This is a genomic window from Gilliamella sp. B14384G10 (assembly GCF_016101685.1).
In the GTDB taxonomy this organism is placed as follows: Bacteria; Pseudomonadota; Gammaproteobacteria; order Enterobacterales; family Orbaceae; genus Gilliamella; species Gilliamella apis_A.
The window spans coordinates 28,366-51,255 of the sequence record NZ_JACFQA010000007.1; the positions used below are offsets into that span (position 1 = coordinate 28,366).

The window sequence follows — 22,890 nt, forward strand, 5'->3', positions numbered from 1 at the left end:
TTATTACAAGTTTAACGATAAGATGATATCGTGTTTTTTAATTGATAACTAAAAAATAATGATACTTAAGTCAAAAATGAACAAGGATATTTTATGGGTAGACCATTTAAATGTATTGGTTTGGTTGGGATTCCACGTAAGTTAGAGGCGATAGAAACTCATCAGGTACTTTATGACTGGCTAGTTAACTTAGGTATTGAAGTTTTAGTAGAAGATCGATTAGCTCAATATATTAAATTACCTAGCAATGTCTATGCATCTCTCGATACTATTGGTGAACAAGCAGATTTAGCCATTGTGGTGGGTGGTGACGGTAATATGTTACGTTCCGCTCGTCACTTATCACACTATAAAATCAAAGTAATTGGGGTGAATCGAGGTAATTTGGGTTTTTTAACCGATATTTCTCACGACCATGTCATCGAACAATTAACACCGGTTATTAAAGGTGAATATGACGAAGATTCACGATTTTTACTAGAAGTATCTATCTATAGTGATGGTCAATTGATTAATTCTGGTTTTGCGGTAAACGAAATTGTGGTTACCCCCAATACTGTTGCGCATATGATTGATTATGATGTGTATATCAATGAGCGTAATGCTTTCTCACAACGTGCTGATGGTTTAATTATTGCCACGCCGACTGGTTCGACCGCTTATTCACTTTCTGCTGGCGGGCCAATACTGGCGCCACATTTAGATGCGTTAATTATTACGCCAATGTTTCCACACTCTTTGGCAGTTAGACCTTTAGTGATTAAGAGTGATGATCCTATTCATCTTAAATTTCCAACTACCGCTTTGGATCTTAATATAGCTTGTGATAGCCAAATTATTTTACCGGTTAGGCCAACCCAAGATGTGATAATCCGTCGCTCCAATTATGAATTTAATTTAATCCATACTAAAGACTATGATTATTTTAATAATTTATCGAGTAAGTTAGGATGGTCACAAAAAATGTTTTAAGGGTTGCTATGCTAAGTAACCCTTATTTTCATATTGAAATTATCATTTAAAGATAGATTTATCTTTAAATGATAAAGGTTAAAAGATAAACCGATAATGATGAAAAGATTGCCGCGATCACATCATCAACCATAATGCCAAATCCCCCTGGTACGCGTTTATCAAACCAACGGATTGGCCAAGGTTTGGCCATATCAAAGATTCTAAATGCAACAAAAGCAATCGTTACCCATAAAATCGAAATCTGTGGAATAAAAAATAAAGTTATCCACATACCGACAAATTCATCCCAGACAATATGGCCTGAATCATGAGTATGAGTATCATCTGAAGTTTTTTGGCAAACAAAACAACCAAAAATAAAGGTTACTAAAATAAACACCCAATATAACGTTGGCGTTAAACCGTAGAATAACAGCCATAATGGGATCGCCATTAATGATCCCATAGTACCCGGCATGATTGGCGATAAACCACTACCTAAGCCAACAGCCAAAAAGTGAATGGGATTAGTTAGTTTAAGGTACTTTCTAAAATCTTTATTGCGCTGTTTTTTAGTCATTATGATAAAAATCTTTTGATAAAATTATGCCGACATTAGGTCGGCAAAAAGTTTCTTAGCCAAGTTAAGCTAAGCAAGCAATGATGATAATCAAATATATTATTAGTCTTTAGCTAACGTTGCAACCATTACTGCTTTAATCGTATGCAAGCGGTTTTCAGCTTCATCAAAAACGATGCTATGTTTAGATTCAAAGACTTCATCTGTGACTTCTAAACCATTTTTTAAACCATACTGAGCTGCCATTTGTTTACCAACAGTGGTATTCATATCATGAAATGCTGGTAAACAGTGCATAAATTTGACTTCTGGATTACCAGTTAAATTGATGACATCCTGATTTACTTGATATGGCGTTAATAATTTGACTCTTTCGTCCCAAACTTCTTTTGGTTCGCCCATCGATACCCAAACATCGGTATATAGAAAATCCACATCTTTAACACCATCAGCAACGTCTTGCGTTAAAATGATTTTTGCGCCAGTCGTTTTAGCTATTTCTTGGCATTTTTGTACCAATTCTGCTTCTGGCTGACAAGCTTTAGGGGCCACCAAACGAATTTCCATGCCCATAAGTGCAGCACCTTCCATTAATGAGTTACCCATGTTATTACGGGCATCACCTAAATAAGCAAATTTAACACTGCTTAATGCTCGCTCACCAATATGTTCTTGCATGGTCATAAAATCAGCTAAAATTTGAGTTGGATGTGCTTCAGTGGTTAAACCATTCCAAACCGGAACACCAGAATATTTAGCTAAGGTTTCAACAATTTCTTGCCCATAGCCACGGTATTCAATGCCATCATACATTCTGCCTAATACTCGAGCTGTGTCAGCAATTGATTCTTTGTGTCCAATTTGGCTGCCACTTGGCCCTAGATAGGTAACTTGTGCACCTTGATCAAATGCACCAACTTCAAATGCACAGCGAGTGCGAGTTGAGTCTTTTTCAAAAATAAGCGCAATATTTTTACCGACTAAATGTTGTTTTTCGGTACCTTGTTTTTTGGCCTTTTTTAATTCAATAGCTAGATTAATCAATTGATTGATTTCTGCTGGAGTAAAGTCAAGTAAACGTAAAAAATGACGTTGATAAAAACCGTGCATACAGAGCTCCTAATAGCCGTAAAAAATTATTAAGATTTTATTTGAATAATTATGCAATTTCAAGTTAAACATTTCATATTTATGTGATATTGGTGTTAAATTATGGAATAGTCTAAAAAATTAGACTTTATTGTTTAATTATTTTTTATAATATCGCTTTTTTTGTTTAAAAAATTGTAATAAAATGGCCAAATATTGTCTCTTTAGAAAACAATTAATTGAATTTTTATTCATAATTATTGATTATTTAATCAAAAGGTCGTTTAATCATGCAAACTTATGCCCTCCTTATTTTACAAGATGGTTCACAATTTATTGGTAAATCAATTGGTGCTGATGGCCAAACTGTTGGTGAAGTTGTATTTAATACTTCTATGACAGGGTATCAAGAAATTCTTACTGATCCTTCATATTGTGAACAAATAGTGACATTAACGTATCCGCATATTGGTAATGTTGGTACCAATAGTGCTGATGCCGAATCAACACGAGTTTATGCAAAAGGATTGATTATTCGAGATTTACCATTAATCGCAAGTAATTATCGTAGCGAAATGGATCTTTCAAGTTATTTAAAAAAACATAATGTGATTGCGATTGCTGAAATTGATACACGTCGTTTAACACGTATTTTACGTGAAAAAGGGGCACAACATGGCGTGATTATTACCGCAAATGATAAACAGACCTTACTTGATAAAGCAGAAAATGCCAAACAGCAGGCAGTAGATTATAAGGGGTTAAGTGGTTTAGATCTGGCTCAAGATGTGACGTGCAGTAAAAGTTATACATGGACCAGCAGTATATGGACAATTCAACAAGAGTATCCAATCCCAAAAACAGAAAGTGAACTCCCTTACCATGTTGTTGCTTATGACTTTGGTGTTAAACAAAATATTTTACGGATGTTAGTTGCGCGTGGATGTAAGTTAACTGTTGTTCCCGCTAAAACGCCAGCAGATGAAGTACTGGCCTTAAATCCGGATGGTATCTTTTTATCAAATGGCCCAGGAGATCCGGCGCCTTGTACTTATGCTATTGACGCGATTAAGCAGTTTCTGACTACCGATATTCCTGTTTTTGGTATCTGTTTGGGACACCAATTGTTAGCGCTAGCCTGTGGTGCTAAAACGATCAAAATGAAATTTGGTCACCATGGTGGTAACCATCCAGTTAAAGATCTGGAAAATAATAGGGTAATGATTACTGCGCAAAATCATGGCTTTGCTGTCGATGAAAATACCTTACCTAATCATTTACGAGCTACACATAAATCGTTATTCGATGGTTCATTACAAGGTATTCATCACAATCAAAAACCAGCATTTAGTTTTCAGGGGCATCCAGAGGCAAGTCCGGGGCCTCATGATGCTGCGCCACTTTTCGATCACTTTATTGAATTAATTAAAATTTATAAGCAGGAGCAATAACATGGCTAAGCGAACAGATATTAAAAGTATTCTAATTATTGGCGCAGGGCCAATCGTTATCGGTCAAGCTTGTGAATTTGATTATTCCGGTGCTCAGGCATGTAAAGCATTACGTGAAGAGGGCTATCGAGTCATTTTAGTTAACTCAAATCCCGCAACCATTATGACCGATTCAGAAATGGCTGATGCTACCTATATTGAGCCTATCCACTGGACATGTGTGCGCAAAATTATCGAGAAAGAGCGACCTGATGCCATTTTACCGACAATGGGGGGGCAAACGGCATTAAATTGTGCATTAGAGCTTGAAAAACAGGGAGTATTAAAAGAGTTTAATGTTGAAATGATTGGTGCTACTGCCGATGCGATTGATAAAGCGGAAGATCGCAAACGCTTTGATCAGGCGATGAAAAAAATTGGTCTTGATACAGCTCGTTCTGGTATTGCTCACTCATTAACAGAAGCTTATGCGGTATTAGAACAAGTCGGCTTTCCTTGTATTATTCGTCCTTCTTTTACAATGGGGGGAACCGGTGGCGGTATAGCTTACAATCAAGAAGAATTTGAGGAAATATGTACTCGAGGACTTGATTTATCACCGACTAATGAATTACTTATTGATGAATCATTGATTGGATGGAAAGAGTATGAAATGGAGGTCGTGCGGGATAAAAATGACAATTGTATTATTGTTTGTTCGATTGAAAATTTCGATCCTATGGGGATCCACACTGGCGACTCAATCACGGTTGCACCGGCACAAACCTTAACAGATAAAGAGTATCAAATTATGCGTAATGCCTCAATTGCGGTATTACGTGAGATAGGCGTTGAAACTGGTGGTTCAAATGTTCAATTTTCGGTTGACCCAAAAACAGGTCGATTAATTGTGATAGAAATGAATCCTCGGGTATCGCGTTCTTCAGCATTAGCATCTAAAGCAACTGGTTTTCCTATTGCTAAGATCGCGGCTAAATTAGCGGTTGGCTATACACTTGATGAACTCTGCAATGATATTACTGGTGGAAAAACACCTGCTTCTTTCGAACCTACTATTGATTATGTCGTTACTAAGATCCCACGGTTTAATTTTGAAAAATTTGCTGGCTGTAATGATCGCTTAACTACTCAAATGAAATCAGTTGGTGAAGTGATGGCCATTGGCCGAACATTCCAAGAATCCATGCAAAAAGCACTTCGAGGTCTAGAAGTTGGTGCCAGTGGGTTGGACGAAAAAATCGATGATTATAGTGATGAAAAGAATCTAACTAAAATTCGTTATGAATTACAGGAAGCTGGTAGTGAGCGTATTTGGTATCTAGCTGATGCGTTTCGTGCTGGTTTCACGCTGGATGAAATCTTTTTATTAACCCATATTGATCGTTGGTTCTTAGTGCAAATTGAAGAGTTAGTCCAAATAGAAAATCGCTTAAAACAGCAAACGATTGAAGATCTTGATCAAGAGGCATTATGGCAGCTTAAGCGCAAAGGATTTTCCGATCTTCGTATCGCCAAACTCCTAGGTTGCCAAGAACAAATAGTGCGAGATCTACGTTGGCAATATGATATTCACTCAGTTTATAAACGAGTGGATACTTGTGCTGCTGAATTTTCAACCGATACAGCCTATCTTTACTCAACATATGAGCAAGAGTGTGAAGCACAACCACAATTTAATCGTAAAAAGATTATGATTTTGGGCGGTGGGCCTAATCGAATTGGTCAAGGCATTGAATTTGATTATTGCTGTGTGCATGCTGCATTGGCTTTACGTGAAGATGGTTTTGAAACCATTATGGTAAATTGTAATCCAGAAACTGTTTCAACCGATTACGATACTTCGGATCGTCTGTATTTTGAGCCAGTCACTCTTGAGGATGTACTTGAAATTGCTCATGTTGAAAAACCTGATGGGGTAATTGTGCAGTATGGAGGTCAAACGCCGCTTAAACTTGCCCGAGCACTTGAACAAGCAGGCGTACCGATTATTGGTACTTCGCCTGATGCCATTGATAAAGCAGAAGATCGCAAACGTTTCCAAGCTATCGTTGATAAGTTGCAGTTAAAACAACCCGTAAATGCTACTGTCACTGATCTCGATGAAGCAGTGATTAAAGCTGAGCAAATTGGTTATCCATTAGTGGTTCGTCCTTCTTACGTATTAGGCGGACGAGCAATGGAAATTGTTTACAATGAACAAGATTTACGCCGTTATTTTAAAACAGCGGTGAGTGAGTCAAATAATGCGCCTGTACTACTTGATCACTTTTTAGATGATGCAATCGAGGTGGATATTGATGTCATTGCTGATGGTGAACAAATTATTATTGGTGGCATTATGGAACATATTGAACAAGCGGGTATTCACTCTGGTGATTCTGCTTGTTCGCTACCAACCTATACATTAAGTCCTGAAATTCTAGCTGAACTGCGTAAACAAGCTAAACAGTTAGCATTCGAGCTAAACGTAAAAGGTTTAATGAATGGACAGTTTGCAGTAAAAGATAATCAAGTTTATCTGATTGAAATTAATCCTCGGGCTGCACGAACGGTACCTTTTGTCTCGAAAGCTACAGGGTTACCATTGGCCAAAATTGCAGCTCGGGTGATGACAGGAAAATCGCTGGCACAACAGAATGTGACTAAAGAAGTGCTGCCTCCTTATTACTCTGTTAAAGAAGTGGTATTACCATTTAATAAGTTTAGCGGTGTCGATCCTATTTTAGGTCCAGAAATGCGCTCAACCGGTGAAGTCATGGGAATTGGTAAAACGTTTGCCGAAGCTTTTGCTAAAGCACAACTTGGTAGTTTATCTAACATGAAAAAATCGGGTAAAGCATTACTTTCAGTTCGTGAACAAGATAAATCAAGACTATTAGAAGTAGCTAAATGTTTAATTGCGCATGGTTTTACGATTGATGCAACCTTGGGTACGGCCAAACTGTTACAACAAGCAGGTATCAGCTGCCAAATCGTTAAAAAAGAGAATGAAGGTCGGCCAAATATTCATGATCATATTAAAAATGGCGAGTACAGTTATATTCTTAACACAACTTCAGGTCGTGCGGCTATTGAAGCATCTAAAATCCTACGCCGTAGTGCTATCCAATATAAGGTTCATTATGATACGACTATGAATGCAGCTTATGCTACGACAGCAGCTTTGGATTACGATCCTGCTGATAGTGTGATACCGTTACAGGCACTTTATCAATAAACAAAAAGACGAGCTATAGCTCGTCTTTTTTTATAAATAGATTAAATTATAATTTATTTTTTAAGCCTTTCCTTCAGCCATTGCTAAAATATCTGCTTCAGTTAATTTGTGAGTCTGATTAGCAAACGCATAGCAAGTTGGTTTTTTATCAATAAAGACTTCAGCCGTGAATTTTAAATCCTTAATATCGTCAAAGATCCAAGCAGCAATATAATAATTTTGCGTACCTTTTAAATGATAATAAAGATGAGAGCCACACTCTTTACAAAATGCTCTTTCCGCCCATTGTGATGAATTAAAATGGGTAACGTTCTCTTGTCCTTCTATCGTTAAATCACCACTGTGCGCTAAAGTCATTAAAGGTCCAGCACTCCATTTACGACAAGTTTGGCAATGGCATGCACTAAAATCCGTATTAGCAAACGGCACAGATAATTTAACTTTACCGCATAAACAAGATCCATGATATTGAGTTGACATATTTTTTCCTTTTTCCAATTAATGATTTTGCTAATTGGTTAAATATTAGCATAATGGATAATCAACTAGAATAAGTTTAGTTGTAAAAAATATTGAGGAGTGTATACCGTTTGGTATATAAATTGTCTTTATTTGTTAAGGAATGTGTAAAAAAAGGACAGTTAGACTAGTAAGGTATTGCTTTATTATTTTATTGATATAATATAGCCACCTCTTTGACGCGGGGTGGAGCAGCTTGGTAGCTCGTCGGGCTCATAACCCGAAGGTCGTTGGTTCAAATCCAGCCCCCGCAACCAATTTCTCCAAATCTTTCCCCACTTTTATTTATTACTAATCATTATGCAGATTTTGGCACAGCAAGTAATGTTGATACTGCTTCGCTAATACGTCTAGCAATGTAACTATTGTTCATTGTGTATAAATGGATGCCATCAACATTTTGTGAGACTAAATCAACAATCTGGTCGATAGCATAAGCAATACCAGCATCACGAAATGCATCAGGGTGATGTTCATATTTTTCCATCATCTGTTTGAACTTTTTAGGTAAATTTACGCCACACATTGAAACCATGCGTTCAATCTGATTTTTATTGGTAACGGGCATAATACCTGCTTCAATTGGTACATTAATATCCATGTCATGTGCTTTATCTAAAAAAGCATAAAAATAATCATTATCAAAAAATAGTTGTGAAATTAGCTGATCGGTACCGGCATTTACTTTTTCTTTTAGATGAATTAAATCTTGTTTAAGCGTCGTTGCTTCAAGATGCCCTTCTGGATAGCATGCGCCAATAACATTAAAATCACCATTTTCTTTAATAAAGGTAACTAATTCGCTAGCAAAACGAAAATCATCTTTTGGTGGTACATTGGGACTGATATCACCACGTAATGCTAATACATTATCAATTCCGGCACATTTGAGGTCGTGAAGAATTTTTAGCATTTCGGCTTTGTCGAAGTTGATCCCTGGTAAATGGGCGACACTTTCAATACCATAAGTATGTTTAACCGAATGTGCAATATCAATTGTAGTTTGGCCATTTAAGCTACCACCAGCACCATAAGTGACACTAATAAAGTCAGGTTTAAAATAACCTAATTCGCGTAATGTGCTATAAATTGTCTCTAATGGTGACGTTTTTTTAGGTGGAAAAACCTCAAAGGAAAATACTGTTTTTTGGTTAAATAATAAATTTGTTTTCATTGGTACCATCCATTCTTGCTATCTTTTTTACTCTACTGACATTACCGCCGCCTATAAAGGCGGCGGTAATTAAGACAGACAAAGCTAATTAACTTTATAAAAAACAGTGTTAATTAAGTGTCTTTCTCACTTCTAAGGTTGCTTGAACTAGGTGTTCTAAGCTTTCAACTACTTCTTTTTCACCGCGAGTTTTTAAACCACAGTCTGGATTAATCCACAATTTTTGGTTATCAATTTTGGCTAATAATTTTTCAATAGTTGCTTTGATTTCAGCTACTGGTGGTACGCGTGGTGAGTGGATGTCATACACACCAGGTCCCACTTCTGTTTTAAAGTTATTAGCTTTAAGCACATCAATTAATTGTAGATTTGAGCGTGATGCTTCAAATGAAATAACATCAGCATCCATCGCATCGATATCTTTAATGATGTCAGCAAATTCGCTATAACACATATGAGTATGAATTTGTGTATCAGCTTGTACTTTGCTGTGAACCAATCTAAACGCTGGAATTGCCCAATCTAGATATTCACTATTCCAATCAGCTTTACGTAATGGTAATTTTTCTTTTAATGCTGCTTCATCAATTTGAATGACTTTGATACCAGCCGCTTCAAGATCTAATACTTCATCACTGATCGCTAAACCAATTTGGAATACCGATTCTTTTTGTGAGATATCTTCACGAGGGAATGACCAGTTTAAGATAGTCACAGGGCCGGTTAACATGCCTTTAACTGGTTTATCAGTTAAACTTTGTGCATATTTTGAATATTCAACAGTAATTGGTTTTGAACGTGAAATATCACCCCAAACAATTGGTGGCTTAACGCAACGTGTACCATAAGATTGTACCCACGCTTTTTCAGTAAATACGAATCCGTTTAAGCTTTCACCGAAGTATTCCACCATGTCATTACGTTCAAATTCACCGTGAACTAATACATCAATACCGATCTCTTCTTGCAGTTTGATACATTCAGCAATTTTTTGTTTATTAAATTCGGTATATTCATTTAAACAAATTTCACCCTTTTTAAATTTAGCCCGATTTAAACGAACATCTGGGGTTTGTGGAAATGAACCAATAGTTGTAGTCGGTAATAATGGCAGATTAAAGGCTTTTTTCTGCTCAGCTTCACGCACTGAAAACTCAGGTAAACGAGTAAAATCAGACTCTTTTAATGCTGCTACTTTTTGACGAACTACTTGGTTAGCTCCTTCACGCTCACGGGTAAAGAGTGTTTGGTTCGCTTTATAAGCGGCATTATTATCTGGATTTGCTTCATTAAGTAATTGGCCTAATTCAGCAAGCTCTTGTAGTTTTTCCTGAGCGAAAGCAAAATAAGCACGTTGTTGAATAGTTAATTTAGTCTCATTTTGTAATGTATAAGGTACATGCAATAATGAGCATGAAGTATTCACCACAACGTTTGCAGCTTTTTGTTTAATTTTAGCTAATAAAGTTAAAGTTTTTTTGTAATCATTTTTCCAAATATTTTTACCATTAACGACACCTGCAAATAATACTTTTTCAGCAGGGAAGCCATTATTTTTAAGTAAGGCTAAAGTTTGTTTACCTTCAACAAAATCAAGACCAACACCATCAAAAGGTAATGCAACAAGTTCTTTATAACAGTCACGTACATCACCAAAATAAGTTTGTAATACGACTTTAGTTTTACCTTTAACAGATAAAATAGCTTGATAAATTTCGTTAAATAACTCGATATCTTGTTGAGTAAGATCTGTCACTAAAATTGGTTCGTCAATTTGAATCCAATCAGCGCCAAGATCAGTGAATTTTTGAATGATTTCTTGATAAGCTTTAATAATATCAGCTTTAAAATCAACTAATTGCTTACTACCTAAGTATTGAGCTAATTTGAAAAAGGTTAAAGCACCAATGACAACAGGTTTAGTTTGAATGCCGAGTTCTTTTGCTTCTTGGTATTCATCAAATGGTTTGCTACTGGCAATTTTTATTTCTAGTGAATCTTCGATTTCAGGAACAAGATAGTGATAATTGGTATTGAACCATTTTTTCATAGCTAATGCGCGAACATCACCTTTATCGCCTTGATAACCACGAGCCATAGCAAAATAACGATCGAGTTCAGGTAAACCTAAATCTTGATAACGTTTTGGTACAACATTTAGTAAACATGCTGTGTCGAGAACTGCATCATAAAATGAGAAGTCATTTGATGATATAAATGCTATTTTTTGAGCAGCTTGTTGATTTAAATGTTCTGCACGTAGCGCTTTTGCTTCACTTAATAGTTCAGCTTGAGTTTTGTTTCCTTTAAAATAAGCTTCGGTAGCAAATTTTAATTCACGAAGCTTACCAACACGTGGATATCCAATAACAGCAGTATTCATTTTATTTTCCTTTCATTTCATCGCAGTTCTTTAGTAGATAAAAAGATAACAAAAAAAATTGTTATTGAATAATTATAGTTTTTTATGGATTGATATAGTTTTTAACTATAACAAAATAATCTAGCATTTTTATCTAAATTAAAATTAGATATATTTATTTAATAACGGCATATAAGATAATAATAAATTTTAGAACATGATCAATAATAGTTACTATGTGTATTATTCTTTATTTAATTTACTTTCTTGAACTTACATTGATCTGTCCATCATTAGGTAATGACCATCTTGGTGTTGTGACTGCTCAGTCGATTTTGAACTTTTTTATTATCGTTTTTTTCTTTTTTAACTGTAATGTCAATATTCTGTATTGCCTATTTAAGTCACGTAAACATTGGTTTGATTATCTTGCGGTTGGCTTATTGTATGCGGTTATTATTTTTATTCCGGTAAACAATTTCATGGTGGAAAAGACAAAGGAAGCTCGTCAATCACACTGGCTTGAGCGACAACTTAGTGATATAAAGGCGGAAAGAGTAGAGAAGATTAATCTAAATATTTTACAAATATGATTAATAATTAATTTATATAGTTAAGATTCAAAACCCTCCTATCTTGATTGGGATAGAAGGGGAGCAAACAATATTTATTTTTGCCATTCGCCTCGGATTGGTCTGGAAAAGTGCGCTAGAACTGCAATCATACAGATCTCGATAGAAACACCCCAATAAATATGGCCTAGAATTTCACTCCATAATTCATAGCCATTTAAATTCCACAACCAACCAATTGTTCCTTCTGGTGCGTAAGCAGGATGGCGGAAACCTAATAAAGGAATTAAAAATCCGTGCATGACAACGGTAATAATTAGACCATAAAACGCCCCATACCAAAGGCGGATTTTATTCCAAAAATAAGCAATAAATACATAAACAAAAGCAAAAGCGAAACTGAATAACCAGTGATAAAGAGTGACTGCACCCAAAACATTGGTTCCTTGATAAATATAATCAAGCGAGTGAGAATTGATGCCTAACCAACCAAGCCAAGCATCAATATGTGCCGCTGGTGGCGAAATTTCGCCAGAAACTCGAGGGGGCATATTAACTTCAGATCCCCACTTTACTAATGAACTTATAAAACCACCAATAATTGTTGTCCAGATGATAATTTGACGATTTGTTTTATTTCCAAACATGTGACTTATTCCTTACTATATTAAATAGATTTTCAAACGAGAATAGACAATAATTTAGATCAGTTTACTGCCACTTAACACTGCTGATTGTTTTATAAAATAATCGGTTACCTAAAACGATATTGTTTAGTTTTTTGATAATGATTTGGGATGGACTTCTGTATCTTTAATCAGTCATAATAGGCATAGCCATACCTATATAAACTAATCTTGAATAAATAATATACACGCTTAAATATAAATAATACATATTATCATCATAATTTTTAAAAATAACCATAAATGAGTTGTTATTAATTGATAATGATTCTCATTATCATTTATAATGCCGATATATCCATTTAGAGGTTTTAATTATGTTAAAAATATCTACAGTAAGTCTTGAAGAGATTAATAATACGGTTCATATTCCCAACCCTAATGCTGGTTTTTTTCGCAAACTGTGGGCTTTTTCTGGACCAGGGGCTTTAGTTGCTGTTGGTTATATGGATCCTGGGAATTGGATAACCTCAATTCAAGGTGGGGCTCTTTATAGTTATTTACTACTATCAGTAATATTAATTTCTAGCCTGATAGCCATGTTGTTACAAGCGATGTGTGTAAAAATAGGCATCGTTACAGGCATGGATCTTGCTCAAGCAACTAAATCGATGGTTGGTAGAAAAGTGGCTTTTTGTTTATGGATATCCACTGAATTAGCTATTATTGCCACAGAAATTGCCGAAGTAATTGGTAGTGCTGTTGCCTTAAACCTATTATTTGATATTCCATTATTAATTGGGGTTTTATTAACGGTATTTGATGTGGTTATTTTGTTAATTCTAATGCGGTTTGGTTTTAGAAAAATAGAAGCTATCGTTTTTTGTTTAATTGCGACAATATTTATTATCTTCACTTATGAAGTGTTAAGGGCATCTCCAGAATTCAGTGACATTATAAATGGTTTTATTCCTCGAACAGATATTTTTACTGCCTCAATCAAAGGCCATGATTCAGCATTGGTTATTGCGCTGGGCATTGTTGGTGCAACTGTTATGCCACATAATTTATATCTACACTCTTCTATCGTTCAAACCAGAAAATATGACAGAAAGAATCGAACTAGTCTAAAAGATGCAATTAAATATGCCACCATTGATTCCAATATACAGTTATCTTTTTCGTTCATCATCAATTGTCTATTATTGATTCTTGGTGCTGCCCTTTTTTATGGCAATAATCCCGATGATCTTGGTCGATTTACACAGCTATATGATGCTTTGAAAGACCCACATATGGTGGGGCCAGTAGCGAGTTCAGTTATGGCTACTTTATTTGCTGTGGCATTACTGGCATCCGGTCAAAATGCAACAATTACGGGTACATTGACAGGGCAAATCGTTATGGAGGGATTTATCAATTTATCGATTCCTCTTTGGGCAAGACGAATAATTAGTCGTGGATTGGCGGTGACTCCGGTTATTTTATGTATTTATATTTGGGGAGATAGAGAAAATATTGTCGAAAATTTATTAATTTATACTCAAGTATTTTTGAGCATCGCTTTACCGATATCCATGGTGCCTTTAATTTGGGTCACTTCAAATAAAAAAATTATGCAGGAGTTTGTTAACCGTAAGTTAACTACTATTTTAGGCTGGATAGCAACTATTTCGTTAGTGATATTAAATTTACAACTAATTTATGAAGTGATTAGTTCATTATATTAACTAACTATAACATCAACTTATATATAAACTAATGATTGGTCAAAACCATTGATTCAGTTGTTATCAATGGTTTATTTTTTTCTTATCAATTGACGACCCCCTTTTATCGATTTGCTTAATTATTAAGCGAAAGAATCAGTTTTGCAAGTAAGGTAAAATCAAGATAGCAACGTAATTCTAGTTAAAATAATAAAATTAAATCGTAATTTTATTTAAAAAGCTGTATTTATTTACAGTATTTTTGTTGGTATACTCGTACTAATTTTAATCAGCTGCATGTGTTTATTTAATTATTATGATAACTCAACTTACTATTAATAATTTTGCTATTGTCGATCAGTTGTTAGTTGATTTTACAACAGGGATGACCGCAATTACAGGGGAAACTGGGGCCGGTAAATCGATTGCGATTGATGCTTTAGGACTATGTTTAGGTAATCGTTCAGATGCCTCTGCCATTCGTAATGGTGCAGAACGAGTAGATATTTCAGCTAGTTTTATCCTTGATGACACACCAGCGGCATATGCATGGTTAACTGAAAATCAACTTGATGAAGGTAATGACTGTATTTTACGACGAGTCATCAATCAAGATGGGCGTTCTAAAGCATTTATTAATGGGCGAGCTGTACCAATTTCACAATTAAAAGATTTAGGACAAATGCTAATTCAAATTCATGGCCAACATGAACATCAGCGTTTGTTAAAAAGTGATTATCAACAAATATTACTTAATCACTATATGCATGAACCGAACTTATTATCGCAAATGCAACAGGCCTATAAGCAATGGAAAACGGCTAGCCAAGCTTATCAACAATATCAATCCTCAAAACAAGAACGTGATGCACATGTTCAATTATTGCAATATCAGTTAAAAGAATTAAATGAATTTTCGCCGATTGAAGGGGAATATCAACAAATTGATGAGGAATATAAGAAGTTAGCCAATAGTGAACAGCTAATTAACCTTAGTCAACAATCGATAATGTTACTCGACGAAGCTGATGAGTACAATGTAAGTAATATGCTTAATAGTGTTAAACATATTATTAATGATTTAGCTGCATTAGATCCATCCTTAAATAATGTTTCGGCAATGCTAGAAGAAGCCACTATCCAAATTAAAGAAGCTTGCTATGAATTACGTCATTATAGTGAAAGTTTAGAGTTGGATCCGGCAAGAGTGATGCAACTTGAACAACGCTTATCAAAACAGATTGCTTTGGCACGTAAGCACCATGTGTCACCGGAAGCGTTACCTGAATTACATCAGAGTTTACTTAATGAATTTAAACAGATTAATCAGCAAGATGAACAAGGTGAGCAATTAAAAGAGCAGATCAAAAAATATCAACAAATTGCTGTAGAATTAGCAACTAAATTACACCAAAAACGCTTAACAGCTAGCAAAACACTAGCTAAAAAAGTATCGGCTACTATGCATGAACTATCTATGCCAAATGGTGATTTCAGTATTGATATAACATTCGATGAAAACCGCTTGAATGAAGATGGTGCAGATCAGGTGTCCTTTTTAGTTAGTACCAATGCAGGACAAATTGCACAACCTCTAGGAAAAGTCGCATCTGGCGGTGAATTATCTCGTATTGCTTTGGCTATACAAGTTTTAACAGCACAAAAAATGGATACACCGGCACTGATTTTTGATGAAATTGATGTTGGTATTAGCGGACCTACTGCCGCTAAGGTGGGACAGTTATTAAGACAACTAGGTGAATCAACTCAAGTTATTACTGTGACACATTTGCCACAAGTAGCGGGTCAAGCTAATCAACATTACTTTGTAAGTAAACAAACAAATGGCAAACAGACAGCGACTGATATGCAAAGATTAGATAAAAATGGTCGCTTAAATGAGTTAGCTAGGTTATTGGGCGGCGATAAAATTACAGATGCGACATTAGCCAATGCGAAAGAGTTACTTATTATCTAATTTAATTATGGTAATATAACGACTTTAATTTTGGACTGAGGATAGCTAGAATTATGAGCTTATCTGGTAAAAATATTTTATTAGGCATAACGGGTGGCATTGCTGCTTATAAATGTCCAGATCTTGTCCGCCATTTAAAAAAGGCTGGTGCACAAGTACGAGTTGTGTTGACTGAGTCCGCTAGCCATTTTGTCGCACCAATGACTTTACAAGCGGTGTCTGGTAATGCAGTTTCAAAAGAGTTATTCGATCCTACTGCTGAACTCTCAATGAGCCATATTGAATTAGCTAAATGGGCTGATTTAGTATTAATTGCTCCGGCTACAGCGAATATCATTGCTAAAATGGCAAATGGTATTGCCGATGACCTGCTATCGACGATTTGCCTTGCAACGCCAGCCAAAATTGTCATCGCACCAGCGATGAATCAACAGATGTATAAAGCTGCCGCAACGCAGCAAAATTTAGCGACATTAGAATCACGCAATACATTAGTTTTAGGTCCAGATGAGGGTTTTCAAGCGTGTGGTGACATTGGTCCTGGCCGCATGGTTGAACCGACAACTATCGTTGAAAATATTAATAACTATTTTTTAGCTAATTCTGAACTCGCGGGAACCACCATTACCGTCACAGCTGGTCCTACCATTGAAGAGCTTGATCCAGTCCGTTATATCAGTAATTATAGTTCTGGTAAAATGGGTTTTGCCATTGCAAAAGCGGCGGCCGAAATGGGGGCAACAGTAAACTTAATTAGTGGTCCAGTTAATTTAACAACACCTAACAATGTTAATCGCATTAATGTAAAAAGTGCTAAACAGATGTATGATGAAGCATTGGTTTTGGCAGAAAAATCTGCAATTTTTATCTCTTGTGCGGCTGTTGCCGATTATCGAGCAGAGACTATTGCTAAAAATAAAATTAAAAAAACTGATGATAGCAATGAACTTGTGATTAAATTAGTTAAAAATCCGGATATTGTTGCCAGTATAGCTGGATTAAAAGAACACCGTCCATTTGTCGTTGGTTTTGCCGCTGAAACGAATGATGTAAAGACCTATGCCCTTAAAAAATTAACTACAAAAAATTTAGATCTGATTTGTGCTAATGATGTATCGGACCATAATATAGGTTTTAACTCTGATCAAAATGCATTAACCCTTTATTGGCAAAATGGCGAACAAACGTTACCATTAAGCAGTAAACAACAATTAGCAAAACAGTTACTTCAAGCAGTTATAACACGATATAAAGCGAGTCATGATGAAAAGAAAAATTGATATTAAAGTATTAGATAGACGTTTAGGTAATGAGTTTCCACTGCCAACTTATGCAACCGAAGGTTCAGCAGGTATCGATTTAAGAGCAATGTTTGATAAAACTACCGAAATCAAACCAGGCGAAACGATTTTAACTCCAACTGGTTTATCTATGCATATTGCTGATCCTAGCTTAGCTGCATTAGTGTTACCTCGTTCAGGACTTGGTTCAAAAAATGGTATAGTTCTTGGTAATTTAGTTGGTTTAATCGATTCTGATTATCAAGGTCAACTATTTGTACCAGTTTGGAACCGTAGCCAAACTCCATTTATTATTGAAGCTGGTGATCGTATTGCGCAATTAATTATTGTGCCTGTGGTACAAGCAGAATTTAATATTGTTGATGAATTTGTTGAATCAACACGCGGTGAAGGTGGATTTGGGCATTCAGGTAAGAAATAATCGTGAGTAGCAAAAATAAAAATCGTAAAGAAGATATCCTGCAAGCATTGGCAGCTATGCTTGAATCTAATGAAGGTACGCAACGAATAACAACAGCTAAGTTAGCCGCAACGGTTGGTGTTTCTGAAGCAGCATTGTATCGACATTTTCCTAGTAAGACGAAAATGTTTGAGAGCTTAATTGTTTATATTGAAGATATTTTGCTTTCTCGTATTAATGTGATTATGCAAGATGAACCAAATACCTTTGCTCGACTGCAACTTATTTTAGCCTTAATACTTGGCTTTTCTGAAAAAAATCCCGGCCTGACTCGTATCATGACTGGGCATGCCTTAATGTTTGAACAAGAACAATTACAAGATCGAATTAGTCAATTATTTGAACGAATCGAAACTCAGATAAAGCAAGTCATACGAGAAAGAAAAATTCGCGAAGGTATTGCTTTTATTACTGATGAACGTATTTTAGCTAGTCAATTGCTTGCATTTTGCGAAGGAATGATGGCACGTTATTCTCGTTCAGGTTTTAAGTATCTACCTACAACAAACTTTGAAACCCGTTGGGCTTTATTAGCAAAACAGTTAGTTTAACTCGACTTACTAACAATTATTGTTCTAACTATTTCTGTTATTATTACAGAGGATAATTTCATGAATTTTGAAAATATAACCAATCAGATTCTATTTTTTATAGAAAAATATGATGGGGTAGTATTAAGTTATGTAGCACATTTTTGTTTTGCTATTATTATTTTTATTATTGGCCGAACAATTGCTAAATTTGTTGCTCGTCAGCTAAGAAGAATATTAACCAATCGTCACGTTGATCCAACTGTAGTTAAATTTGTCAGTTCTTTATCCTATTACGCCATTATTGTAATGACTTTAGTTGCTGTACTGGGACAATTAGGTGTCCAAACAGCATCAATTGTTGCCGTGATAGGTGCCGCCGGATTAGCTGTCGGTTTAGCCTTACAGGGATCTTTGTCAAATTTTGCTGCTGGCGTGATTTTAATTATTTTTCGTCCTTTCAAAGTCGGTGAGACCGTGGTTATTAATAACCAAAGAGGGGTGATTGATTCTATTCAAATTTTTTCAACGACTATTGTTACACCAACTAATGAAGTTGTTGTCATTCCAAATGGGCAAGTGGTTAGTGCTAATATTATTAACTATACTCGTTTGCCAGAAAGACGTTTAGATTTAGTCGTTAATGTTGGTTATGATTCAGATATTCAAAAGGTTTATCAAGTTTTAAATCAAGCAGTGAATAAAACGAATAATATCTTAACAAGTAAAGATTCAATTATCCGTTTGGATTTATTGGATGCTTCATCGATGAATTTTAATGTTTTAGTTTGGACTCTCAATGCCAATTATGGGCCAGTAAAGGCTGAACTACTTGAAAATATTAAAAATGGCTTAACTGAAAATGGTATCAACATTCCATATCCAACTATGGATGTAAATGTAAACTCTCAATCATAATTTTCAACTATTGTATCCGTTGTTGGTTAGCAACGGAATACAACATTTCTTTTTGCAGTTAGATATCTTGATCCATATTTAATGCTGGTTTATCACAGTCAGGACAACCAACGATTTTAGCTGGCACACCTGCCACCGTAGTATGTTCTGGTACAGGCTCTAGAACTACTGAACCGGCACCAATTTTAGCGCCTTTGCCAATTTCAATATTCCCTAATATTGTCGAATGGGCACCAATCATGACGCCTTCACGAATTTTCGGATGACGATCGCCATTTTCTTTACCGGTGCCTCCTAAAGTAACTGATTGTAGGATAGAGACATCATTTTCAATCACTACCGTTTCACCAATGACAATACCTGTTGCATGGTCAAACATAACACCACAACCTATTTGGGCTGCCGGATGAATATCAACACCAAAAACAATGGCAATTTGGCTCTGTAAGAAGGTTGCTAATGATTTACGATCTTGTTTCCAAAGCCAGTGTGCAATTCGATAAGCTTGTAATGAGAGGAAACCTTTATAATAGAGCAATGGCGTTGAATAGTAATTCGTGGCGGGGTCACGAACGTACACAGCTAGAATATCGGTAATGGCGGCATGGATAATATTATCATCAGCCTGATAAGCTTGTCTGGCTATCTCGCGGATTTCAATTGCAGGTACAACTTGGGTGGCAAGTTTATTGGCTAAAATGTAACTTAAGGCACTACCTAGATTTTCATGATTAAGTAATGTTGCATGGAAATAACTCGCTAACATTGGTTCACTTTCAACCAGTTTCGATGCTTCTTGTCGAATTGTTTGCCACAACATAGCTGGTTTAACAATTTTTTTGCTTGTATTCACGCCAAATACCTATATAGATTTAAACATTAGTTATGATATTTGGTATTGTTTCGCAAACAATGGATAGACGCAAGCTTTAATAGACAAACCGCTGATAATTTGTGAAATGGGAACCAACGGTTCCCATTTTTTTATTCGATTATTGAATTGTTATTGATTATTTGCTTGTTTATTATCACTTAAAGTAAATATCGCGATGCATGAAATGATTAGCACGATACTAGCAAGTATATAAAAAGTGGATGAATAGCCATGATTATCAAATAATTTACCCACAGGTTTTGACAACACAATAACCCCTAAATTTGACGAAATATTAAAACCAACCAAATAAAGTGTTGCTGAAAGTCTAGCATCAAAATTAGCTACAATATATTTGAACATAGCTAAAATAAACAGTGGAATTTCAATTGCATGAAATAGTTTGACCAAAGAGACTAGGTAGACATTATCTAAGCTTGCTGATAAACCTATTCGACAAATCATCACTAATGCCGCCACTAATAGTGATTTTTTAGCTCCCAATTTATTAATAAAATAAGGTGCAATAATCATACAACTTGCTTCAAGAAAAACTTGGAATGAATTTAAATAACCATAAATTTTATAACCGGTTTCCTCTTTTTCGAAAAAGCTGGTGTAAAAATTCGGGAATAGCTGCTGATCATAAATGGTATAAAAACTGAAAGTACCGATAATAAAGACAACAAATAGCCAAAATTTACGAAGAGCAAAAAGTGAAAATATTTCACTGATTGTTGGAATGTTAGGCTTCGGTACTATTATTTGCTGTGTGTTATTGCTTACCGATAATTTTTGTGTAGGTTTAAAAAATAAATTAATGATGAAATAGATAGCTGCGACGCCAGAAGCGAGCCAAAAGTTAATATGTGGATCAATGCCAAATGAAATACCGGCAACAAAAGTCGCAGCAGCATAGCCAAATGAGCCCCAAAATCTTGCTGGGCCAAATTCAAAGTTACATAAACGACTTATCCGCTCGATAAATGAATCAATTAAAGCACTGCCCGATATAAAGCCCGCACTTAATACCGGTGCGCCGATACAAACACCTAATATAAAATCCTGCCTTAATAGGGGTTCATAAACATAAATCAAAAAAGGGCCAATTAGTATCATCATGATACTTTGAAAAGTAACAACCGCCTTTCCTATCTGTAATTTATCTTGAATGATACCGTAAAAGATCATAAAAAACATGGCTGCAGCCGAATTAGCTGCATACACAACCCCTAGTTGTTCACCGGATAATCCAATTTTGCTTTTAAGCCAAATCGCATAAAAAGACCACCAAAGCGACCATGCAGCATAAAAGGTAATAAGATAGCCTGATGAGAACCAATAATTTTTATTTTTTATCATATCTATATTCATTTTTCATTCTCTTCTATTGGGTGGTTTAACGTTAACATGTTAATGTTAACATTATGGCCATAATTGAAATAAAATAGATACAATCAGATTTCATAAATGTTACTTTCCTCACACTTTTTATCATTTTTATTTGTGGTATCATCACACTAACTAAATATTAATTGTTTTTATGCTGAGTAAAAGGATCCAACTATGGCTTCACTAAAGGATGTGGCTAAACTGGCATCTGTTTCATTAATGACAGTGTCTCGAGCGATCAATAATCCTGAAAAATTAAATAAACAAACTTATAAAAAAGTGAAGAAAGCTATTGAAGAATTAAATTATGTGCCTGACTTATCGGCACGTAAAATTCGAGGTGATAATTCAGGACCACATGCTATTGGCGTGTTGGCCTTAGAAACGGCAACGACACCATTTTCAGTTGAATTACTTCAAGCAATAGAAAAAACGGCACAGCAACATGGTTGGAATACATTTATCGTCAATTTATTTGATGATAAAGATGCAGATCATGCGATTAATACGCTTTTATCTTATCGGCCTAATGGTATTATTTATACCACAATGGGATTAAGAAAAGTTCAACTACCTGAAAAACTATTAGGTAAGAATCTAGTGTTAGCCAATTGTATTAGTGATTCAGAACAACTTGCTTGTTACATTCCTGATGATTATTCTGGTCAGTATCAAGCCATGCAAAACGTGATCAACAAAGGCTATAAAAAACCACTCTGCATTTATTTATCAGAAAATACCTTAGCCGGTAAAATTAGACGTAAAGCGGTTGAACAAGCATGGCTAGATGCAGGTAATGATTTAGCGGATATCAAAAGCTATCATACGTCTATATCCCCTGATAATCTTGCGTTAGAGTATATGATGACGGTAGAGATCTTAGCAAAACATTGTATTAAAAAACCTGATTTTGATGTATTGATCTGCGGTAATGACCGCATCGCTTTTGTTGCATATCAATTTTTACTTAGCAAAGGGTTTCATATACCAAAGGATATCGCCGTTCTTGGGTATGATAATATGGTTGGCACTGGTGAGCTTTTTTATCCTGCACTGACTACCGTGCAATTACCTCATTACGAAATAGGACAAGCTGCTGCCTTACATATCATTAATGGCCTAAGCGAAAAAAATGTCACGCATATCCCATCGCCTTATTTAGCACGAGAATCTGTCTAGAGAAA

At 35.5% G+C, this 22,890-nt stretch carries 19 protein-coding genes and 1 tRNA gene; 12 read left to right on the forward strand and 8 right to left on the reverse strand.

What is annotated here, in order from left to right:
- The first annotated feature begins 93 nt into the window (after nt 1-93).
- Nucleotides 94-972: an NAD(+) kinase gene (gene nadK / locus H3T54_RS11195; protein ID WP_086358329.1), complete on the forward strand. Its 879-nt coding sequence runs from the start codon at nt 94-96 to the stop codon at nt 970-972.
- A gap of 64 nt (nt 973-1,036) precedes the next feature.
- Here the strand turns inward: nadK and H3T54_RS11200 are convergent, their stop codons facing one another.
- Both H3T54_RS11200 and argF read right to left on the reverse strand, forming a co-directional pair.
- Nucleotides 1,037-1,534 (reverse strand): phosphatidylglycerophosphatase A, encoded by a 498-nt coding sequence (locus H3T54_RS11200; protein ID WP_198201571.1) that lies wholly within the window; start codon nt 1,532-1,534, stop codon nt 1,037-1,039.
- Between the two features lie 102 nt (nt 1,535-1,636).
- Nucleotides 1,637-2,644: an ornithine carbamoyltransferase gene (gene argF / locus H3T54_RS11205; RefSeq protein WP_086363536.1), complete on the reverse strand. Its 1,008-nt coding sequence runs from the start codon at nt 2,642-2,644 to the stop codon at nt 1,637-1,639.
- 269 nt (nt 2,645-2,913) lie between these two features.
- On the opposite strand from argF, the gene carA reads away from it, so the two are divergent.
- Together carA and carB are read left to right on the forward strand one after the other, a co-directional pair.
- Nucleotides 2,914-4,074 (forward strand): glutamine-hydrolyzing carbamoyl-phosphate synthase small subunit, encoded by a 1,161-nt coding sequence (gene carA / locus H3T54_RS11210; protein WP_198222560.1) that lies wholly within the window; start codon nt 2,914-2,916, stop codon nt 4,072-4,074.
- Between the two features lies 1 nt (nt 4,075).
- Nucleotides 4,076-7,291 (forward strand): carbamoyl-phosphate synthase large subunit, encoded by a 3,216-nt coding sequence (gene carB / locus H3T54_RS11215; RefSeq protein WP_198222563.1) that lies wholly within the window; start codon nt 4,076-4,078, stop codon nt 7,289-7,291.
- A 60-nt stretch (nt 7,292-7,351) separates the two neighbouring features.
- On the opposite strand, the gene H3T54_RS11220 is transcribed toward carB, so the two are convergent.
- Nucleotides 7,352-7,771 carry a GFA family protein gene (locus tag H3T54_RS11220; RefSeq protein WP_025316813.1) on the reverse strand — a complete coding sequence of 140 codons (420 nt, stop codon included), beginning with the start codon at nt 7,769-7,771 and terminating at the stop codon, nt 7,352-7,354.
- Nucleotides 7,772-7,990: 219 nt separating this feature from the next.
- On the opposite strand from H3T54_RS11220, the gene H3T54_RS11225 reads away from it, so the two are divergent.
- A tRNA-Met gene (locus tag H3T54_RS11225) sits at nt 7,991-8,067 on the forward strand.
- Between the two features lie 41 nt (nt 8,068-8,108).
- On the opposite strand, the gene metF is transcribed toward H3T54_RS11225, so the two are convergent.
- Both metF and metE read right to left on the reverse strand, forming a co-directional pair.
- Nucleotides 8,109-8,984, reverse strand: coding sequence for a methylenetetrahydrofolate reductase [NAD(P)H] (metF, locus tag H3T54_RS11230; RefSeq protein WP_065579112.1), 876 nt, complete (start codon nt 8,982-8,984; stop codon nt 8,109-8,111).
- Nucleotides 8,985-9,093: 109 nt separating this feature from the next.
- Nucleotides 9,094-11,367, reverse strand: a complete 2,274-nt coding sequence (metE, locus tag H3T54_RS11235; protein ID WP_198222565.1) for a 5-methyltetrahydropteroyltriglutamate--homocysteine S-methyltransferase — start codon at nt 11,365-11,367, stop codon at nt 9,094-9,096.
- Between the two features lie 215 nt (nt 11,368-11,582).
- On the opposite strand from metE, the gene H3T54_RS11240 reads away from it, so the two are divergent.
- Nucleotides 11,583-11,939, forward strand: coding sequence for a hypothetical protein (locus H3T54_RS11240; RefSeq protein WP_198201577.1), 357 nt, complete (start codon nt 11,583-11,585; stop codon nt 11,937-11,939).
- 74 nt (nt 11,940-12,013) lie between these two features.
- On the opposite strand, the gene H3T54_RS11245 is transcribed toward H3T54_RS11240, so the two are convergent.
- Complete coding sequence (locus H3T54_RS11245; protein WP_198222567.1) at nt 12,014-12,565, reverse strand: DUF1440 domain-containing protein; 552 nt, start codon at nt 12,563-12,565, stop codon at nt 12,014-12,016.
- A gap of 356 nt (nt 12,566-12,921) precedes the next feature.
- On the opposite strand from H3T54_RS11245, the gene H3T54_RS11250 reads away from it, so the two are divergent.
- The 6 genes from H3T54_RS11250 to H3T54_RS11275 all read left to right on the forward strand — a co-directional run bounded on the left by H3T54_RS11250 (nt 12,922) and on the right by H3T54_RS11275 (nt 19,440).
- Nucleotides 12,922-14,274 (forward strand): Nramp family divalent metal transporter, encoded by a 1,353-nt coding sequence (locus H3T54_RS11250; protein WP_110448735.1) that lies wholly within the window; start codon nt 12,922-12,924, stop codon nt 14,272-14,274.
- A 295-nt stretch (nt 14,275-14,569) separates the two neighbouring features.
- A complete protein-coding gene (gene recN / locus H3T54_RS11255; RefSeq protein WP_110448734.1) occupies nt 14,570-16,231 on the forward strand; it encodes a DNA repair protein RecN in 1,662 nt (553 codons plus the stop codon).
- A gap of 50 nt (nt 16,232-16,281) precedes the next feature.
- The gene (gene coaBC, locus H3T54_RS11260; RefSeq protein WP_110448733.1) at nt 16,282-17,511 is read left to right on the forward strand and encodes a bifunctional phosphopantothenoylcysteine decarboxylase/phosphopantothenate--cysteine ligase CoaBC; all 1,230 of its coding nucleotides are present in this window, start codon (nt 16,282-16,284) and stop codon (nt 17,509-17,511) included.
- Complete coding sequence (gene dut / locus H3T54_RS11265) at nt 17,495-17,953, forward strand: dUTP diphosphatase (protein WP_198201580.1); 459 nt, start codon at nt 17,495-17,497, stop codon at nt 17,951-17,953. Before coaBC ends, dut begins: the two co-directional genes overlap by 17 nt.
- Before the next feature lie 2 nt (nt 17,954-17,955).
- Nucleotides 17,956-18,543: a nucleoid occlusion factor SlmA gene (slmA, locus tag H3T54_RS11270; protein ID WP_258334384.1), complete on the forward strand. Its 588-nt coding sequence runs from the start codon at nt 17,956-17,958 to the stop codon at nt 18,541-18,543.
- 60 nt (nt 18,544-18,603) lie between these two features.
- Entirely contained in the window at nt 18,604-19,440 is an 837-nt protein-coding gene (locus tag H3T54_RS11275) for a mechanosensitive ion channel domain-containing protein (RefSeq protein ID WP_198222569.1), read from the forward strand.
- 58 nt (nt 19,441-19,498) lie between these two features.
- Here the strand turns inward: H3T54_RS11275 and cysE are convergent, their stop codons facing one another.
- Nucleotides 19,499-20,260, reverse strand: a complete 762-nt coding sequence (gene cysE, locus H3T54_RS11280; protein WP_065579143.1) for a serine O-acetyltransferase — start codon at nt 20,258-20,260, stop codon at nt 19,499-19,501.
- Nucleotides 20,261-20,443: 183 nt separating this feature from the next.
- Nucleotides 20,444-21,676 (reverse strand): oligosaccharide MFS transporter, encoded by a 1,233-nt coding sequence (locus H3T54_RS11285; protein ID WP_198223332.1) that lies wholly within the window; start codon nt 21,674-21,676, stop codon nt 20,444-20,446.
- A 204-nt stretch (nt 21,677-21,880) separates the two neighbouring features.
- On the opposite strand from H3T54_RS11285, the gene H3T54_RS11290 reads away from it, so the two are divergent.
- A complete protein-coding gene (locus H3T54_RS11290; protein WP_110448728.1) occupies nt 21,881-22,885 on the forward strand; it encodes a LacI family DNA-binding transcriptional regulator in 1,005 nt (334 codons plus the stop codon).
- Nucleotides 22,886-22,890 lie beyond the last annotated feature (5 nt).

Excerpts from the sequence above, each read along its gene's own strand:
- H3T54_RS11245 (WP_198222567.1), bottom strand. The coding sequence starts at position 12,565 with ATGTTTGGAAATAAAACAAATCGTCAAATTATCATCTGGACAACAATT.
- H3T54_RS11200 (WP_198201571.1), bottom strand. The coding sequence starts at position 1,534 with ATGACTAAAAAACAGCGCAATAAAGATTTTAGAAAGTACCTTAAACTA.
- H3T54_RS11220 (WP_025316813.1), bottom strand. The coding sequence starts at position 7,771 with ATGTCAACTCAATATCATGGATCTTGTTTATGCGGTAAAGTTAAATTA.
- carB (WP_198222563.1), top strand. The coding sequence starts at position 4,076 with ATGGCTAAGCGAACAGATATTAAAAGTATTCTAATTATTGGCGCAGGG.
- carA (WP_198222560.1), top strand. The coding sequence starts at position 2,914 with ATGCAAACTTATGCCCTCCTTATTTTACAAGATGGTTCACAATTTATT.
- H3T54_RS11250 (WP_110448735.1), top strand. The coding sequence starts at position 12,922 with ATGTTAAAAATATCTACAGTAAGTCTTGAAGAGATTAATAATACGGTT.
- cysE (WP_065579143.1), bottom strand. The coding sequence starts at position 20,260 with ATGTTGTGGCAAACAATTCGACAAGAAGCATCGAAACTGGTTGAAAGT.
- H3T54_RS11290 (WP_110448728.1), top strand. The coding sequence starts at position 21,881 with ATGGCTTCACTAAAGGATGTGGCTAAACTGGCATCTGTTTCATTAATG.
- argF (WP_086363536.1), bottom strand. The coding sequence starts at position 2,644 with ATGCACGGTTTTTATCAACGTCATTTTTTACGTTTACTTGACTTTACT.
- H3T54_RS11275 (WP_198222569.1), top strand. The coding sequence starts at position 18,604 with ATGAATTTTGAAAATATAACCAATCAGATTCTATTTTTTATAGAAAAA.
- metF (WP_065579112.1), bottom strand. The coding sequence starts at position 8,984 with ATGAAAACAAATTTATTATTTAACCAAAAAACAGTATTTTCCTTTGAG.
- nadK (WP_086358329.1), top strand. The coding sequence starts at position 94 with ATGGGTAGACCATTTAAATGTATTGGTTTGGTTGGGATTCCACGTAAG.
- metE (WP_198222565.1), bottom strand. The coding sequence starts at position 11,367 with ATGAATACTGCTGTTATTGGATATCCACGTGTTGGTAAGCTTCGTGAA.
- recN (WP_110448734.1), top strand. The coding sequence starts at position 14,570 with ATGATAACTCAACTTACTATTAATAATTTTGCTATTGTCGATCAGTTG.
- H3T54_RS11285 (WP_198223332.1), bottom strand. The coding sequence starts at position 21,676 with ATGATAAAAAATAAAAATTATTGGTTCTCATCAGGCTATCTTATTACC.
- dut (WP_198201580.1), top strand. The coding sequence starts at position 17,495 with ATGAAAAGAAAAATTGATATTAAAGTATTAGATAGACGTTTAGGTAAT.
- H3T54_RS11240 (WP_198201577.1), top strand. The coding sequence starts at position 11,583 with ATGTGTATTATTCTTTATTTAATTTACTTTCTTGAACTTACATTGATC.